Here is a 17,090-nt window from a genome sequence, read left to right on the forward strand (position 1 = left end):
TCCTTACTGCGGTTGCAGGCCAATGGCACGGGCAATGCCGCGGTACTGTTCGATGCTTTGGTGGTACGCCTTCTGGCTCTCCGCCAGCGACACTGGCCTGGATGCCGGCAGGTTCGCCGCGTCAAGGCTGGCGCGCACGGCGGGATCCGCCAGCGTCTGCGCAATGGCTTTGTGCAGCGCTTGCACGACCGGCTCTGCGGTGTCCTTTTTCACGAATACGCCGGCCCAGGTCGCGTAATTGAAGCCCCGCAGTGCCTTGCTCTCATTCACGCTGGGCACCGATTTCACGGCATCCAGGCGCGTCGGAGATAGCACGGCCAGCATCCTGACCTGACCGCTACGCATGCGTTCAATGTCGGGCTTGCCAAACGGCGAGATAAAAATGTCGATGATCCCGCCCACGAGGTCCTGGATGACCGGCGCACCGCCCTTGTAGGGGACGTGTGTCATCGGTACGCCGATGGTCTGGGACATATGTGCCCCGAGCAGGTGATACAGCGAGCCGACACCCACGCTCGCATACGTCAGCGGCTTGCCAGCCTTGGCTGCCTGCGCGGCATAGGCGGCCAGTTCGTCGACATCCTTTACCGGCAGATCCCTGCGCACCAGGATCGCAAGATCGACAGCGCCGACCATATGCACCAGCCGGAAATCCTCGCTCCTGAATTTGATTGCCGCATTGGCCAGCGGGGTAGTAATGAGCTCGCCAGGCCCTGCCTGCAATAGCAAATGGCCGTCGGCCGGTGCGTGCAGGACCTTCTGGGCGGCAATTGCTCCACCAGCTCCCCCAAGGTTCTCGACAATGACCGGCTGCCCGAACTGCCGGGAGAGCGGCGCGTTCAGGTTCCGCGCAACCACGTCGGAGAGGCCGCCCGCCGGGAAAGGCACCATCAGCGTTACCGGCCTGTCAGGAAAGCCGTGGGCCGGCGCCAGGCCGGTAAAAAGCAGTCCTGCAACCATGCCGCCCAGCCAGCGGCGGCCAACATTCTTGAATCGGGTCATGGCTGTCTCCTCAGTGCGTGTTTTTGTGGAATCGGATCGTAAAACGCCATCGACGATGTGTCCAATGCATTACTAGTCTAAACTTTATTCAAAAATCTCATACCAAAGTGCGTAATGCATCTCAAACATCTTAAGCATCTGCTGATGGTGGCGGATATGGCGTCCTTCAGCCAGGCGGCGCAACGCCTGCACCTGACCCAGTCCGCGCTGAGCCGGAGCATCCAGACGCTGGAGGACGAACTGGGAGGCCGTCTGATCGACCGGCACGGCAAGCGCAATGTGCTGACGCCATTGGGGGAGCTGATTGCAAACCGGGCCCGGCGTATCGTGTTCGAGGAAGCCGAGCTGCACCGCAGCGTCGAACTATTCCACCATCACAACCTGGGAGCCATCCGCGTCGGCCTGGGCGCGGGGCCGGGCGCCGTGCTGGCGACGCCGTTTCTCCGATACATGGCCAGGCACCATCCCGGCATACAGGTCAGCGTGTCGCTTGGCACTTCCGATGCGCTGATGATCCAGCTGCGTCAGCGTTCGCTTGATGCCGTCATCGTGGAAGTGAGCAGCGTGGCGCCAGCCACGGACCTTCGCCACGAACTGCTTAACGCGTTGCAAGGTCGTTTTATCTGCCGCACAGGACATCCGCTTCTGCAACAGGCCGCCGGCGGCAACGCCATAACGTTCGACGATGTCATGCGATATCCGCTGGCTTCCGCCCCACTCAGCACGGAAGTCGCACGCAGCCTGGTGAAGCGCTTCGGGCCGCGAGCCGATCCGGAGCATTGCCTGAGCCTCAGGTGCGAGAATGTCCGGAGCCTGGTCGAAGCTGTGCTGGATTCCGACGCGATCCTGTTCAGCATCGTCGCGGCGGTGCGTGCGGAATTTGCCGAAGGGAAACTATGCGAGCTGGTCACCACGCCGGCGGTCGACGACGGGCCACGCTATGCCTTTTTCACGCTTGCAGGGCGCACTGAGGCGCCAAGCATGGAGTTGTTCCGCAGATTCGTGGATGAGCATTTGCGGGACTAGTGCCACCTTTCGCCGGCTCCGGAATAGAGGTTGGAAACTGGTGGCACAAGTCCCTCGAAAGGAAGGGCTATCGCCCTTCCTCTCACCGCCCGGTCTTCTCCTGCGACACATCCATGATCATCCGCGTCAACAGGTACAGCCTCGGCGTGACCGAGTTCAGGTCGACATACTCGGCATCGTTGGAGTGGGCGCCGAACCCGCGCAGCCCGAAGCGTTCGATCACCGGCGCTTTGGTGGCCGCAGCGGCAAAGGCCGCGTCAGTGCCACCGCCCTCCGCGGTGTCATGGACCTGGAGCGTTTCGCCGATCTCGGCATAGACGCCCTGCGCATGCGCGGCGAGCTTGCGTGCCGCGTCGGTTACCTCGAGCGGCGGACGGCGGCGCTCGAATTTCACTTCCACCTTGGTGTCGGGAATCAGCTGCTTGCGGATGCGTTCCTGCAGCGTTTTCTCAAGGCTATCGTAGTCAGCGGTGCGCAGCACGCGTACGTCTGCCTGCGCGCTAGCGGTGGCCGGGATCACGTTGCGATTGGTGCCGGACGAGGAGACGGTCCAGTTGACCTTGAGGCCGGTGGCCGGATTGGACAGGTCGCGCATCTGCAGGACCTGGTGCGACAGTTCATAGAGCGCATTGCGGCCCTGCTCCGGCGCACTGCCCGCGTGCGACGCCTTGCCCTGCACCGTGAGATAGATCGAGCCGATGCCGCTGGTCGCCAGCGACAGGCGGTCGCCGTTGACGCGGCTGGCCTCGCACGAGAACACGGCATCCTGCTGCGCGCCCAGCCGGCTCAGCACGGCGCGCGCACCGGGCGAGCTGATTTCCTCGTCGCCGTTGATCAGCACCGTCAGCGTGCCGTAGTCCTTGAACTTCATCTTCTGCAGGATGGCGATGGTGTGCAGGATCACGGCCACGCCGTTCTTGTCGTCGGCGATGCCCAGCCCGTAGGCGCGGTCACCCTCGATGCGGAAGGGCTGCTGGGCCAGCATGCCACGCAGGTACACGGTGTCCATATGGGCGATCAGCATGACGTTGCGCTTGCCGCTGCCCTTGAACTGCGCCATCACCATCTTGCCCACCTGCTTGGGCGTGTCTTCCATCCGGTAGATTTCGGCGGGCTCGACCAGCTTGGCTTCGGTGGCGCCCAGTGCCGCCAGCCGGTCGCGGATCAGCGTGGCGATGCGGTCCAGCCCTTCGATGTCCTTGCTGCCGGACTCGATCGACACCAGGTCTTTCAGGGTCGCGATGAGTGCAGGCTTCTCCTGTTGCGCGAGCTGGTGAACCGGTTCGACCGGGGCGGCAGCCGCGGTACCGGCAAGCGTGGCGCAGGCGATGAACAGACTGGTGGCGCTAAGGGAGATACGGCGAGGCATGGACAAGGTCTCCGGGGGTTGCGGGTTGTGGAGGGGGAATGCCGGGGCTTTGAACAATGCCCCCAACGCGGCTGATGCTGCACTCCGCGAGCATAGCGCGTCGGCGGGTGACGCGCTATGGCAGGCGCCGCAGCCAAGGGGACGCCTGTTGCTCCCCCGCGTCGAACAGCCTTACCTCACAACGGCCCCGGAAGCGCCTTCAGACCGACCCACAGCACACCGATGACGACATTGACCGGCACGCTGAGCGCGCAGGGCACGTAGAACAGCGCAGACAGCCCTGGCGCGCATAGCATCAGTTCGACCGCGCCACCCAGTGCGTAGAAGAACAGGCCGCACCAGAGCCACCGTCGCATATAAGTCAGCAGCCAGTGCGCGTGCGCCTGGTTGAAACGCCAGGCAACCGAGCGCTCGAGCAGGTTGCCGCGGCTGGCGTCCCGGAACAGCCAGCCGAAAAAGAAGTAGCGATACAGCATGGTGCGAAAGGCAAGCTCTTGCATGATGACTCCTTCAGCCGCGCCAGCCTGCAGTACTCCAGGCCTATGTCAAAAGCGTTGCCGGAACTTGCTGTGCCAGAAGCGTCACCGTGGGGCGCTGCAGGCAAGATACCGGCTCAACAAGCTCCAGCGTATCAAGGAATCGCCCTGTCCGAAGCCCCTCCGCGCCATCTGCGCCCTCTGCGCTCGTCATCCTGTCCGCTTGCATGCAGCAACCGATGCCAGGCGACGGCCTGATCCCGTCTCAGCCCCCGAAGCGGATCGGGTCGTACGGCAAAGCATCGATATAGGGCACCTCCTCGTCTATCAGTTCGGCGAGCAGTCGCGCCGTGGCCGGGCCCAGCGTGAAGCCCTGGTGCGCATGCCCGAAGTTGAACCACAAACCGGGATGGCGCGGCGCCCTGCCCACGATGGGGCGCATGTCCGCGACGCAAGGTCTGGCCCCCAGCCACGGCGTAGCTTCGACCGGTTCGCCAAGCCGCACCAGTTCGCTGGCGTAGCGTTCGGCCCGCAGCAACTGGACGGGCGTCGCCGGCGCTTCGTGGTGCGCGAATTCGGCACCCGTGGTCAGGCGCAGGCCGCGCTTCATGGGCGCCAGCATCAGGCCGTTCTCGGCATCGAGCAGCGGCAGTTTCGGCATCGGATCGGCTGCGTAGTGGCGGTGGTATCCGCGCTTCACGAACAGCGGAAAACGGTAGCCGAGCGGCCGGGTCAAAGCCGGAGCCCAAGGCCCGAGCGCGATCACCGCATGGGCCGCCGTGAGCGGCCCGTCGTCGGTGGCCACGGTCCAGCCGGTGCCCGTTTGCTTCAGCGTGGTGGCATCGCCCCGGCGGATGGTGCCGCCCTCGTTTTCGAAGTACGTGGCGTAGCGGTTCACCAACTCGCCGGGGTCGGCGATGGTCCAGGGGTCGCGCCAGTGGATCGCGCCGGCCATGGACCCGTGCAGCGCCGGCTCGGTGGCGGCAAGCCCTGCGCTGTCGAGAATCCGGCAATCGAGTCCGTGCAGCCGCGCCACCTCGGTGGCATTGCGCGCCGCCTGCTCGAACGGCAAGTTGCGACGATAACCCTGCAGCCATCCCGACCGGCTCACGAGGTCCTGGGCGCCGGCCAGCGTGAGCAGGCGTTCATGCTCGGTGAGGCAGTGGCGGATCAGTGCGCTATAGGCCGTCACCGTCCCGGCATACCGCGCGGGCGCCGATTCGCGCCAGTAGCGCGCCAGCGTCGGCAGCAGGCTCGCCAGCGCCAGCGGGTGGTAGTGGACATCGTTGCCCTGGCGGGTAATCACGCGCAGCACGGCCATCCACTCGCGCGGAAAGGCATAGGGCTGCACCGCTTCGCGCTGGATGATGCCGGCGTTGCCATACGAGGTTTCCCTGCCGGGTGCCTGCCGGTCGACCAGCACGACCGCGTGGCCGCGCTGGCGCAGCGCCAGCGCCGTGCAGACGCCGACCATGCCGGCGCCGAGTACCAGGATCTCCTTGGTCATGCCTGTATTCTGCCTTTTAAGAGAGGGTCGAAGCGACGACCGGGATTTCAAGTCAAGCCGGCATGCGGGTTTGCGGGAGCGGCACGTGTGCGGTCGGGTCATGGCAAGCAACAGGTCGGGGAAGGCAACGGCATCCCATGCCTGATTCTGCATTGCCGGATGGGCCGGACGGAACATGCGGTGCGAGCAATTAATTGAACGCATGATTGCCGATCTGGCAATCATGCCTCGCCAATCTGCGTAATGGCCGCGGCCAGGTGCTGGACGAAAGCCCGCCCCGCGGGTGGCAGGTTGCGCCGGGCCAGGGTCTGGATCTCGACATAGCGCTCGTTCATCTCCCGGTCGCGCAAGGGCACGGCGGCGATGGTGCCCGCCTTCAGCTGGCTCCGTACCGAAAGCTCCCCGTAGAAGGTAATCACGCCGCCCCCTGCTGCCGCGAATCCGAGCAAGGAATTCAGCTGGTTGCTGGAAAACACGGTCTGGTAGCTCAATCCCTGGCGGCTGCAACCTGTGTCGAGCAACTGCCGCAGCGAACTGTCCTTGGGCGGCAACGCCAGCGGATGGGCGACGACCTGGGACAAGGAAAGCTGGCGCTGGCCCGCCAGCGGATGATCCGGGGACATGACCGCCAGCACGGGCGCCGGATGGCGCAGCTCCACCTCGATATCCAGTTCCGGAAGCCCGCTCAGCGTGATGCCGACGTCAGCTTCACCGTCGCGGATGCGCTTGGCAATGTCGCCCTGCGGGCAGACGTCCAGGTCGAAGCGGATGCCGCCGTACTTCTCGCGGAAGCTCGCCGCCAGCGTCGGAATGAAATCGTGCGCCAGGCCCTCCACGCTCGCCAGTCGGACCTGCCCCACGCGCAGGCCGCGCAGCGCCTGGATATCCCCCGTGACGCGCTCGATGTCCTGCTGCGCCCGCTTGGCATGGGCAGCCAGCAACTCTCCCGCCGCATTGGGGACGAGGCCCCGCGCCCGCCTGTCGAACAACAAGGTGTCGAGCTCGCTTTCCAGCTTGGCGATCTGCCGGCTGACCGCCGACGGCGCCACATTGAGCTTCTGGGCGGCGTCCTTGACCGAGCCGGTGCGCACGACCTCGAGGAAGTAGCGGACAGCGGTTTCCTGCAGGATGCGGTAGGACATGGTGGCTTGGGCAGGGACAAGGGGCGACAAGGTCGATTCTATTGATTGCCGATTCGGCAATCAAGACTTCGAAACATTGCTACGATCTCACTCCGGATCGGTCGTACGATGGTGTCACGCGCCCTGCTATGCAACGCGTCGTCCTGCCACCTGCCGGAGCACCAATATGCGATCCCCCACCCACCGCGTCTTGTTCGTCCTGACGGCCTGCGGCCTCGCCGCCGGAACTGCTCTGGCGCCGGCCGTTACCGCCGCGCAAGGCAGCTATCCATCCAAGCCGATCCAGCTGATCCTGCCGTTTCCGCCAGGCGGCGCCACCGATGTGGTCGGCCGCGTGATCGCCAGGAAAATGGGCGAACGCCTTGGCCAGACCGTGGTGGTTGAGAACCGTCCCGGCGCCGGCACCGTCGTCGCGGCCAGCTATGTGGCCAAGTCGGCACCGGACGGCTACACCCTGATGGCGACGTCGGGCACCACGTTCACGGTCAATCCCGCGGTCTACGCGCGGCTGCCCTATGACCCGCAGAAGAACTTCGATCCGATCGGCCAGATCGGCTCGACCGGCCTGATCCTGCTGGCGAACCGCGATGTGCCCGTGAACAACCTCAAGGAGTTTGTCACCGCGGCCAAGGCCGAGCCTGGCAAATACTCGTACGGCTCGTTCGGCGCCGGCACCACGGCCCATTTCGCCGCGGAGCAGTTGCTGAACCTCACCGGCACCAAGCTGCTGCATGTGCCCTATAAGGGTAGCGCCCCCGCCATGACCGACCTGATCGGCGGCCAGATCCCGTTCAGCGTGGACACCGTGGCCGCGGCCCTCCCGCAGCTCAAGGCCGGCAAGATCAAGGCCATCGCGGTCACCACAGCGAAGCGCTCGTCGCTGTTGCCCAATGTGCCGACCGTCGCCGAAAGCGGCTATCCCGGCATGGACGCCAGCACCTGGATCGCGCTGGTCGCGCCGCATGGCGTGCCGCCGGAAGTCAAGGCGAAGCTGGAAAAGGCGCTGGCCGAATCCGTCGCCGATCCGGCCACGCGCAAGCAGCTGACCGACAACGGCATCGAGCCCTCCTACGCGCCCGGCAAGCAAGTCAGCACCATGATCGAAAAGGAAATCCCGCAGATGCGGGCCATTGCGCAACGCGCAAATATCAAGCTCGACTGACCTTCAGACGCGGGCCATTGGCGCCGGGACGGCGCGGCTCCGGAGACACCAATTTCATGAACGCCCAAGACAACCTGACCTCGGCTTCCGCGGTCGAACTCCGCCGCCTGATCGGCACCGGGGAGATCTCGCCGGTTGAACTGCTCGACGCCTGCATCGCCCGCATCGAGACCTACAACCCGCTCATCAACGCGATCACCGCCACCTGCTTCGAGCGCGCACGCGAAGAAGCGCGGCGCGCCGAGCAGGCGGTGCTGCGCCGCGAACCGCTGGGCCTGCTGCATGGCCTGCCGCTGGGGGTCAAGGACCTGGAGGCCACCGAGGGCCTGCTGACCACCTATGGCTCGCCGCTGTACCGCGGCCATGTACCCACCCAGGACAACGTGCTGGTGTCGCGGCTGCGGGCGGCCGGCGCCATCGTGGTCGGCAAGACCAATATCCCGGAAATGGGCGCCGGCGCGAACTCCCGCAATGCCGTCTGGGGCGCGACCGGCAACCCCTTCAACCCGAACCTCAACGCCGGCGGGTCCTCCGGCGGCTCGGCCGCCGCACTGGCCGCGGATTTCCTGCCGGTTTGCACGGGTTCTGATACCGGTGGCTCGCTGCGCATTCCCGCGGCCAAATGTGGCGTGGTCGGCTTCCGGCCCTCGCCGGGCGTGGTCCCGAACTCGCGCAAGCTGTTGGGATGGACGCCGATCTCGGTGGTCGGCCCGATGGGCCGCACGGTCGCCGATGCCTGCCTGCAGCTCGCGGCTTCGGCGGGTGTATCGGTCACCGATCCCTTGAGCTATGCGGTGGATGCCGCCGCCTTCGCCTCCCCGGCGCCCTTGGACCTGTCATCGTTGCGGGTCGGCTGGACCGAGGACTTCGGCTGCTGCGCCGTGGACGAAGGCATCCGCCGGGTGTTCCGCGGCAAGATCGCCGCGATGCAGCATCTGTTCAAGCGTTGCGACGAGGTGAGCTTCGATCTTGGCGATGTGCATCGCTGCTTCGACGTGCTGCGCGCGGAGAGCTTTGTCGCCGGCATGCACGAGGCCTACCAGCGCGACCCCGCCAGCCTGGGGCCGAACACGCGCGCCAATTACGAGATGGGCGCGAAGATGTCGCTGGTGGACAGCGCATGGGCGCAGGCGGAGCAGAACCGCATCCTGCAGCGCTTCCAGCAGGCCTACCAGGATTACGACCTGATCCTGTCGCCGACCACGCCGGTCTCGCCGTTCCCGTGGACGCGCCTGTTCGCGGAGACCATCAACGGGGAAAAGCAGGAGAACTACTACCGCTGGCTGGCATTGACCTATGTCGTGACTTTGACCACGCACCCGGCCATCTCGCTCCCGTGCGGCACCGATGAGCTCGGCATGCCGTTCGGCCTGCAGGTGACCGGCCGCTTCCGCGCCGACGCGCAAACGCTGGGCGCGGCGCAAGCGATGGAAACGGCCTTTGCCGGCTCGGCGGCGTTGCGCCGTCCGGTGCCTGACCTGGCCTCGCTCAAGCCGGCCACGCCGGCGCTACGTTCCATTGTCACGGCGCCGCCGGTCTTCAACGCAGGGGCGCATCGGGAGGGCGTTTCCGCGGTATAGCCTGGCTCGGGGGCCGCAACGCAGTCCTACCATCGTGGTTCGCGATGGCAGGCTCTCGAACCACTGTTTTTCAGCCGGCTTGCCGCCGGTCATCATTTGGCCGTCCCCCAGTACCGCCCGCGTTCGCGCGGCAAAGCACAAAGGAATGCCAAATGGAGACTGTCGAACAGAGGCCCGGTCGTTACCGGTTCACGGGCCACGAGCGTGTGCTGCACAACGTATCGGCCCCAGCCGCCCTGCCCGGCGTCCTGTCGCTGCTTGGCTACAGCCGCGTGTTCATCGTGTGCTCCCGGTCGATACACACGAAGACCACCTTCATTGACCAGCTGAAGGCCCGCCTGGGCGGCCAGATCGTCGGCCTGACCGACGACGTCGGCGAGCATTCGCCATTGTCCAATGTGCTGAAGGCGGCCCGCGCCGCCCGCGATGCGCGCGCGGATGTCCTGCTCTCTGTGGGCGGTGGCTCCGTCATGGACATGTGCAAGGCGATGCAGCTTTGCATCTCAGAGGGCGCCTACGACCGGGAAAGCATGCTGGCGCTGCAATTCGTGTTGTCCGAGGACGGCACGGAAATGCTGACCACATCGCACGCACCGGCGGCGATTCGCCAGATCGCGATTCCGACGACGCTGGCCACCTCGGAATGGACACCGGTCAGTACGCCTGTCGATGACGAAACCCGGCTCAAGGCACGCTTCGTGGTGCCGGATGGCTCGCCACAGGCGATCCTCTACGACCCTGTCCTGCTCCAGCAGACCCCAACGCGCCTGCTCATGTCGACCGGCATCCGCGGGCTCGATCACGCTATCAATACGGCCTGCTCTTCCGCCACCCATCCGTTTGCCAGCCTGCTTGCGGAGAAGGCGATCCAGCTCTATATGCAGAACCTGCCGAAACTGCGCGACACGACGCAGCGGGATCCCTTCACGCAGTGCCAGCTCGCCACCTGGTACACGGGCATGGGCCAGATGTCCGTGCCCCACGGATTCAGCCATTGGATGGTCCATATCATCGGGCCTTATGGCGGCATCGCGCACAGCGATGCGGCATGCGTGCTGATGCTGGCACAGGCGAAATGGCTCGAAGGCACGGCCACGTCGCAGCATGACCGCCTGCGCGCTGCCCTCGGACAACCCGGGCGGCCGTTCCATGACATCCTGCGCGATTTGCTCGTGGAACTGGGCATGCCGACCACGCTCGGTGACCTTGGACTCGCCAGGGCCAAGGTCGAGAGCATGATCGGCCCGGCGCTGGAGCATCCGATGGTGACGCGCAACAACCTTCGGCCGATCACGACCGAGGCTGACCTGAGGGCTGTCCTTGAGCTGGCCTGGCAATGACAATTGTCGCGCAGCACGGATTGTGCCGTCGCATCGGACGATGGCACAATCCGCTTGCCCCCATGCCTGGGGCCGGGATGCCGGCTCCGGTCCTGATTTCTTCCTGCCATGAGGATCGATCCGGTTTCGCTCAGGCTGTTCCTTGCGGTGTCCGAGCTCGGCACGATCGCGGCCGCCGCTGAGCGCGAGCACATCGCCGCCTCCGCCGTCAGCAAGCGCATCAGCGATCTCGAGGCGCTGCTGCGCACGCAATTGCTGGAGCGCAGCAACAAGGGCATCTTCCCCACGCCGGCGGGCATCGCGCTGCAGAACCTGTCGCGCGGCATCGTCAACGACCTCGACAATGTCGCGACGAAGATGCAAGAGTACGCCAGCGGCACGCGCGGCCTGGTCCGCATCTATGCCAACGTTTCCTCCATCGCCCAGTTTCTGCCAGCCGACCTGCAGGGCTTTATCGAGAAGTATCCCGACGTACAGCTGCAACTCGAGGAGCGGATCAGCACCGCGATCCTGCGCGGCGTGGCAGAGAACGCCGCCGACATCGGCTGCTATGCCGAGGTGGGCGGGCACCAGCATGACGTCATCACCCTGCCGTACCGGGAGGACCAGCTCGTCGTGGTCGTGCCAAAGGGAAGCCCGCTCGGTCGGCGCAAGAAGCTGAACACAGCGGAACTGCTGGGGCACCACCTGATCGGCTTGCAGACCGGCAGCTATATCAATCTGCAGCTGCAGCGCATCGCCGGCGAGCTCGGGGTGCCGGTGAAGTTCCGCATGCAGGTCAACAGCTATGACGCGGTATGCCTGATGGTGGAGTCCAATATGGGCATCGGCATTCTGCCCGTCAGCCTTGCCAGGCGCTATGCCAGGACACTGGGCATTCGCGCCATCGGCCTCGATGCACCATGGGCACAGCGCAGGCTCAACCTGTGCATTCGCTCCTACGATGGTCTTCCCGTGGCGGCCCGGTTGCTGGTGGACCACCTGTGCCCGGCGGCGCGGTCGATCGCCGCCGCCACGCGATCCACCGCCTAGTCGACTGTCGCCCTGGCGGTCAGGCGCCCGGGTACCGCCAACGCCGCAAACAGGCGCACCCCGCCTTGCCGCCGCCGCACTGCCGGAATCCTTGCCACCCCAGCCGATTGTGCATCTAATAGGTGAGAGTAACGCCGACGTGACCAATGCTCGCCAGGAGCCGAAATGCGCTGCACAAGTTGCGGTTTCGCGAACCTCGCAGGCGCCAACTTCTGTGAGGAATGCGGGGCCCGGCTTGTCCGCGTCTGCCCGCAGTGCGGCGAGGAGGCCACTCACGCCGCCAAGTTCTGCCGTGCGTGCGGCTTTGCACTGGCCGACGCGCCTGCCGCTGCTCCATCCTCGAAACCGCCCGCCCCCCCAGTCCCGGCACCCGTTCACTACACGCCACCCCACCTCGCCGAACGCATCCTGGCCGAGAAGGCGGCCATGGAAGCCCGCGGCGAAGCCGCCGGCGAACGCAAGACCATCACCGCGCTGTTCGCCGACATGGCCGGCTCGACCGCACTCACCCAGGACCTGGACCCCGAGGACACGCGCCGCCTGATCGACCCCGTTGTCACGCTGATGATGGAGGCCGTCCACCACTATGAAGGCTACGTGGCCAAGTTCCTGGGCGACGGCATCCTGGCGCTGTTCGGCGCCCCCATCGCCCACGAAGACCATGCCTTGCGCGCGCTGTACGCGGCGCTGCGGATGCAGGATGCGATGCATCGGCACAGCGACCGGGTGCGGCTCGAGCAAGGCATCCCGCTGCAGATCCGGATCGGCATCCATACCGGCGAGGTGGTGGTGCGCTCGATCCGCAAGGATGACCTGCATACCGATTACGATCCGGTCGGGCACACCATCCATATCGCCTCGCGCATGGAAGGGATCGCCACGCCCGCGTCGATCCTGGTGAGCGAATCGACCCACAAGCTGACCGAAGGCTACTTCGAGTTCACGGCGCTGGGCACCACGCATGTCAAGGGCGTGCGGGAGCCGCTGGCGGTGTATGAGGTGGTCGGCCTCGGGGCCTTGCGCACGCGCCTCCAGGTGGCGGCGCATCGTGGCCTGGCCCGTTTCGTCGGGCGCCTCGCGGAACTGGAGCATCTGCACGATGCGCTCGAGCAAGCCAAGGCGGGCAACGGACGCATCGTCGCGGTGGTCGGCGAGGCCGGCGTGGGCAAGTCCCGCCTGTTCCACGAGTTCAAGGTCAGGTCACAGCAAGGCTGCCTGGCGCTGGAGACCTTCTCGGTGTCGCACGGCAAGGCCTTTGCCTACCTGCCGCTGATCGAGCTGCTGAAGAACTATTTCCAGATCACGGCCCAGGACGGCGACCGCAGCTGCCGCGAGAAGGTGACCGGCAGGCTGCTGACGCTCGATCGTTCGCTGGAAGACCACCTGCCCTACCTGCTCTACCTGATGGGGACGGTAGAGTCCGGCTCGCCATTGCCGACCATGGACCCGGCCATCCGGCGCCAGCGGACCTTCGATGCCATCGCCCGCCTGCTGGTCCGGGAGAGCCTCAACCAGCCGCTGCAGGTGATCTTTGAAGACCTGCAATGGCTGGACGGTGAGACCGAAGCCTTCCTCAACATGCTGATCGAGCATGTGCCGGGCGCGCGCATCGTGCTGCTGGTCAATTACCGGCCGGAGTATGTCCATCACTGGGACGGTGGCGAGCACTACTCGCAATTGCAGTTGCAACCGCTGGGACCGGCCGAGGCACAGGGACTGCTGACCGCGCTGCTCGGCGACGACCACAGCCTGGTGCCGCTGAAGCGGCTGATCCTCGACAAGACCGAAGGCAACCCGTTCTTCATGGAAGAAGTGGTGCAGACCCTGGTCGAGGAAGGGGCGCTGCTCGGCCCGCCCGGTTGCTACCGCATCGAGGAGGCACCCGCCCTGCTCCATATCCCGACCACCGTGCAGGGTGTGCTGGCCGCGCGTATCGACCGGCTGCCGCTGGCCCAGAAGGAACTGCTGCAGACGCTGGCCGTGATCGGCAAGGAATTCCCGCTGAGCCTGATCCTGCGCGTCAGCAGCCTGGAGGAAGCCAGGCTGCGCCCGCTGCTGGCCGACCTGCAGGCGGCGGATTTCATCTACGAGCGCCCGGCGTTCCCGGAGGTCGAGTACGCGTTCAAGCATGCCCTGACCCAGGAGGTCGCCGGCAACTCGCTGCTCAGCGAGCAGCGCAGCGCGCTGCATGAAAGCACCGCGCAGGCCATCGAGACCATCTTCCACGGCCGCCTCAAGGACTACTGCAGCGAGCTGGCGCACCACTACAGCCACAGCGGCAATATCCCCAAGGCGGTCGAATACCTGCACTGCGCCGGCCAGCAGGCGCTGCAGCGCTCGGCGCAGGCTGAGGCAATCCTGCACCTGAGCACGGCGGTCGAACTGCTCAAGCGGCAGCCCGACAATGCCGAACGCGCGCGCCTGGAGCTGACGCTGCTGCTCGCGCTCGGGCCGGCGCTGATGGCCTCGCGCGGCCAGGCCTCGGCGGAAGTGGAAGCCAATTACCGGCGCGCGCTGGCATTGTGCGAGCAAGGCAAGCAGACGCCGTATATGTTCTCGGCGCAGTTGGGCCTGTGGGCGTTCTACCAGCTGCGCGCGCAGTACCAGGTCTCGCTGCCCCTGGGCAAGCGGTTGCTCGGCCTGGCGCTGAAGTCGCAGAAGCCCAAGCAGCTTGCCGAGGGCCATCGCGTGCTGGGCGCCACGCTGTTCCGCCTCGGCAAGCTCGATGCCGCGCGCATGCATATGGAGCAGGTGCTCGCCGTGCAGCACCCTGACGAGCAAGGGTACGACTTCCTGATGGGCTACGGCCGCGACCCGGCCGTCCACGCGACCAGCACGCTGAGCTGGATCCTGTGGTACCTCGGCCATCCGGACCAGTCCCACGAGACCAGCCAGCGGGCGCTGGTCATGGCCCGCGCGCGCCCGGATGTCTACAACCTTGCGCTCTGCCTGGTGTTTGCCGCTGAGTTGCACCAGTGCCGGCGCGAGCCGCAACTGACCCGCGAGTACGCCGAGGCGGCCATCGCGATTTCCGGGGAGCAGGGATTCCCGATCTACCTGGCGTGGGGCCACGTGCTGCAGGGCTGGGCGCTGGCCCGGTTGGGAAGCCACCAGGAGGGCATCGCACTGATTCACCAGGGCCTTGCCGCCTACGAGGCCACCGGTGCGGCACTGGGCGTGCCGAACCTGCTGGCGCTGCTTGCCGATGCCTGTGGCAATGCGTGCCAGACCGCGGCCGCGCTGGACGCGCTTGCCCGGGCACAAGCGCTGGTGCAAGAGACTGGCGAGCGGCTCGATGAAGCCACCCTGCACCGACTCAGGGGAGACATGCTGCTGCAGCAGCAGGCCAAACGCCCCGGCCAGGCCGCCTCTTGCGATGAGGCCGAAGCCTGCTTCCACCGGGCCATCGCGGTCGCCCGCGAACAGGGTGCCAGGCCGCTGGAGCTGCAGGCTACGCTGAGCCTGGCCCGCCTGTGGCAGCAACAAGGCAAGGCCGACGCGGCGCGCCAGGTGCTGGCACAGATCTACGCCAGCTTCAGTGAGGGCACCGATACCGCGGACTGGCAACAGGCGCAGGCGCTGCTCGCAGCGCTTGCCGGCAAGGACGCCAATGCCCCAGGGCCTGCGCGCGCATGACACCCATCCAAGCCCGCCACCTGGAAGACCGCTTTCTCGCCCTGTGGACGCGTTCGGGAGGCGCGCGCGCGCGCGCAGCCTTTGCCGACCTGGCCCGCTACTACGCCGAGCCGACCCGCCACTACCACACCCTCGACCACGTGCGCCGCTGCCTGCGCGACTTCGACTGGGCGCACAGCGCGATCCCCGCTGCCGACGTCGACGCCGTCGAGCTGGCGCTGTGGTGCCACGATGTCATCTATGTGCCCGGCGCGACCGACAACGAGCAACGCAGCGCCGAGTGGATCCGTCACTGGTCGGCGAGCGGCATTGCGGCCGCGGAGCGTATCGCCGGCCTGATCCTGGAAACCACGCACGCCGATATCCCGGCGAGCGTGGCCGGCCGCTTCACCGCTGATATCGACCTGGCGGCACTGGGAAGCAGTCGCGCCCGCTTCCGCCAGAACGGCATCTGCCTGCGGGCCGAGCGCACCGACCTGGATGACGCGGCTTACGACGCCGCCGAGCGGACCTTCCTGCGCGCGTTGCTGGACAGCCCCCGCATCTACCATACCGACCTGTTCCACGCGCGCTACGAAGACCCGGCGCGCGACAACCTGGCGTGGCGGCTGGCGCAGCCGGGTCCGCCGCAGGCAGCGGCCCCGTTTACAGGAATTCCCCGCTGATATCGATGCTGGAGCGCTGGCCGACGCTGTCGTAGTGCTGCTCCAGCCACCTGCCTGCCTCCGCCCTCCCCTGGTCGCGCAGGTAGCAAAGGAAGTTCCAGTCGGCGTTGTACTTGGTCGAGACGCCCAGCGCCGCCATGGTCTCGTCGGACCGGATCGAGTGGATCCACATCTCCTTCATCTCTTTGCCATCGAGCTTGCCCTGCCGGATCAGCGAGGTCACGAAGGCAATGGCGCGCATCTCCCGCATCAGCGATGAGTTGAAGCTGACCTCGTTGACACGGTTGAGGATTTCCGCGGCCGTGCGCGGCACGCCGCGACGCACGATCGGGTTGATATGGACGATCACGACATCGCGGGTCTGGCAGTGGTAGATCAGCGGATAGATCGCCGGGTTGCCGACGTAGCCGCCGTCCCAGTAGTGCTGGCCATCGATGCTGACCGCCTGGAACAGCGTCGGCACGCAGGCCGACGCCAGTACTGCGTCGATGCTCAGCTCTTCCGGCGGAAAGATGCGTATCCGCCCCGTCTCGATATTGGTGGCGCACAGGTACAGCTGGATCGGGCAATGCTCGCGCAGGGCCGCGAAGTCGACGTGGCTGCCCAGCACATCGCGCAGCGGATTCAGGTTGTTGGGATTGAACTGATATGGCGACAGGATGCGCAGCGCGATGTCGGCCATTGCATACAACGGGGAATGATTCAGGCCCAGGGTATGGCTGCCCCTCATCCATGGCATCCAGCGCAACGGGCTGTACCGCAGCGCGGAGCGCGCGATGGCGAGCCAGAAGTCATGCAGGGCCTCGCGCGCGCCGTCGCTGCCGCCCTGCAACAGCCCGTACGCGAGCACGGTACCGTTCATGGCACCGGCGCTGGTCGCGCTCACGCCCTCGATTGCCAGCCGGCCATCCTCCAGCAGCCGGTCGAGCACGCCCCAGGTAAAGGCGCCATGCATGCCGCCGCCCTGCAGGGCAAGCGCCACGGCTTTCTGTTCTGCGGGCTCCCGCTCCATACGATTTCCCTTCTCTTGCCATTGCCAGGCCCAGGTATCTTATGGATCGCTGGCAGGTACGCATTGGCCTGCGGCGGCACCGCGTGCGCTGTTCCGCCTTGATCAAGTGTAGGGAAAGAACCCGCTCGTGGTCAGCACGGC

The 17,090-nt window shown here is 66.1% G+C and carries 13 protein-coding genes; 7 read left to right on the plus strand and 6 right to left on the minus strand.

Annotation, left to right across the window (positions count from 1 at the left end; all coding sequences use genetic code 11):
- Nucleotides 1-3: 3 nt before the first annotated feature.
- Nucleotides 4-891, minus strand: coding sequence for a tripartite tricarboxylate transporter substrate binding protein (locus tag AC10V3_RS10635; protein WP_490922196.1), 888 nt, complete (start codon nt 889-891; stop codon nt 4-6).
- A 225-nt stretch (nt 892-1,116) separates the two neighbouring features.
- On the opposite strand from AC10V3_RS10635, the gene AC10V3_RS10640 reads away from it, so the two are divergent.
- Complete coding sequence (locus AC10V3_RS10640) at nt 1,117-2,028, plus strand: LysR family transcriptional regulator (RefSeq protein ID WP_022535214.1); 912 nt, start codon at nt 1,117-1,119, stop codon at nt 2,026-2,028.
- A gap of 82 nt (nt 2,029-2,110) precedes the next feature.
- Here the strand turns inward: AC10V3_RS10640 and AC10V3_RS10645 are convergent, their stop codons facing one another.
- The 4 genes from AC10V3_RS10645 to AC10V3_RS10660 form a co-directional block, all read right to left on the minus strand.
- The gene (locus AC10V3_RS10645; RefSeq protein WP_022535215.1) at nt 2,111-3,397 is read right to left on the minus strand and encodes a M20/M25/M40 family metallo-hydrolase; all 1,287 of its coding nucleotides are present in this window, start codon (nt 3,395-3,397) and stop codon (nt 2,111-2,113) included.
- A 176-nt stretch (nt 3,398-3,573) separates the two neighbouring features.
- On the minus strand, nt 3,574-3,897 hold the full coding sequence (locus tag AC10V3_RS10650) for a hypothetical protein (protein WP_022535216.1): 324 nt from the start codon (nt 3,895-3,897) through the stop codon (nt 3,574-3,576).
- 241 nt (nt 3,898-4,138) lie between these two features.
- Nucleotides 4,139-5,380, minus strand: a complete 1,242-nt coding sequence (locus AC10V3_RS10655; protein ID WP_022535217.1) for an NAD(P)/FAD-dependent oxidoreductase — start codon at nt 5,378-5,380, stop codon at nt 4,139-4,141.
- Nucleotides 5,381-5,601: 221 nt separating this feature from the next.
- Nucleotides 5,602-6,522, minus strand: a complete 921-nt coding sequence (locus AC10V3_RS10660; RefSeq protein ID WP_041681058.1) for a LysR family transcriptional regulator — start codon at nt 6,520-6,522, stop codon at nt 5,602-5,604.
- 166 nt (nt 6,523-6,688) lie between these two features.
- Here AC10V3_RS10660 and AC10V3_RS10665 point away from each other — a divergent pair, with 166 nt between their 5' ends.
- From AC10V3_RS10665 to AC10V3_RS10690, 6 genes are all read left to right on the plus strand, one after another.
- Complete coding sequence (locus tag AC10V3_RS10665; protein WP_022535219.1) at nt 6,689-7,684, plus strand: Bug family tripartite tricarboxylate transporter substrate binding protein; 996 nt, start codon at nt 6,689-6,691, stop codon at nt 7,682-7,684.
- 56 nt (nt 7,685-7,740) lie between these two features.
- Complete coding sequence (locus AC10V3_RS10670; protein WP_022535220.1) at nt 7,741-9,264, plus strand: amidase; 1,524 nt, start codon at nt 7,741-7,743, stop codon at nt 9,262-9,264.
- A gap of 152 nt (nt 9,265-9,416) precedes the next feature.
- Complete coding sequence (locus AC10V3_RS10675; RefSeq protein ID WP_022535221.1) at nt 9,417-10,604, plus strand: iron-containing alcohol dehydrogenase; 1,188 nt, start codon at nt 9,417-9,419, stop codon at nt 10,602-10,604.
- A gap of 108 nt (nt 10,605-10,712) precedes the next feature.
- A complete protein-coding gene (locus AC10V3_RS10680; protein WP_022535222.1) occupies nt 10,713-11,636 on the plus strand; it encodes a LysR family transcriptional regulator in 924 nt (307 codons plus the stop codon).
- Between the two features lie 165 nt (nt 11,637-11,801).
- Nucleotides 11,802-15,272 carry an adenylate/guanylate cyclase domain-containing protein gene (locus AC10V3_RS10685; RefSeq protein WP_022535223.1) on the plus strand — a complete coding sequence of 1,157 codons (3,471 nt, stop codon included), beginning with the start codon at nt 11,802-11,804 and terminating at the stop codon, nt 15,270-15,272.
- Nucleotides 15,269-15,937, plus strand: coding sequence for an HD domain-containing protein (locus AC10V3_RS10690; RefSeq protein WP_022535224.1), 669 nt, complete (start codon nt 15,269-15,271; stop codon nt 15,935-15,937). Before AC10V3_RS10685 ends, AC10V3_RS10690 begins: the two co-directional genes overlap by 4 nt.
- On the opposite strand, the gene AC10V3_RS10695 is transcribed toward AC10V3_RS10690, so the two are convergent.
- Nucleotides 15,918-16,949, minus strand: a complete 1,032-nt coding sequence (locus AC10V3_RS10695; RefSeq protein WP_022535225.1) for a patatin-like phospholipase family protein — start codon at nt 16,947-16,949, stop codon at nt 15,918-15,920. The genes AC10V3_RS10690 and AC10V3_RS10695 overlap by 20 nt on opposite strands.
- Nucleotides 16,950-17,090: the final 141 nt, after the last annotated feature.

It is taken from the genome of Cupriavidus sp. PB-02 (assembly GCF_058252315.1).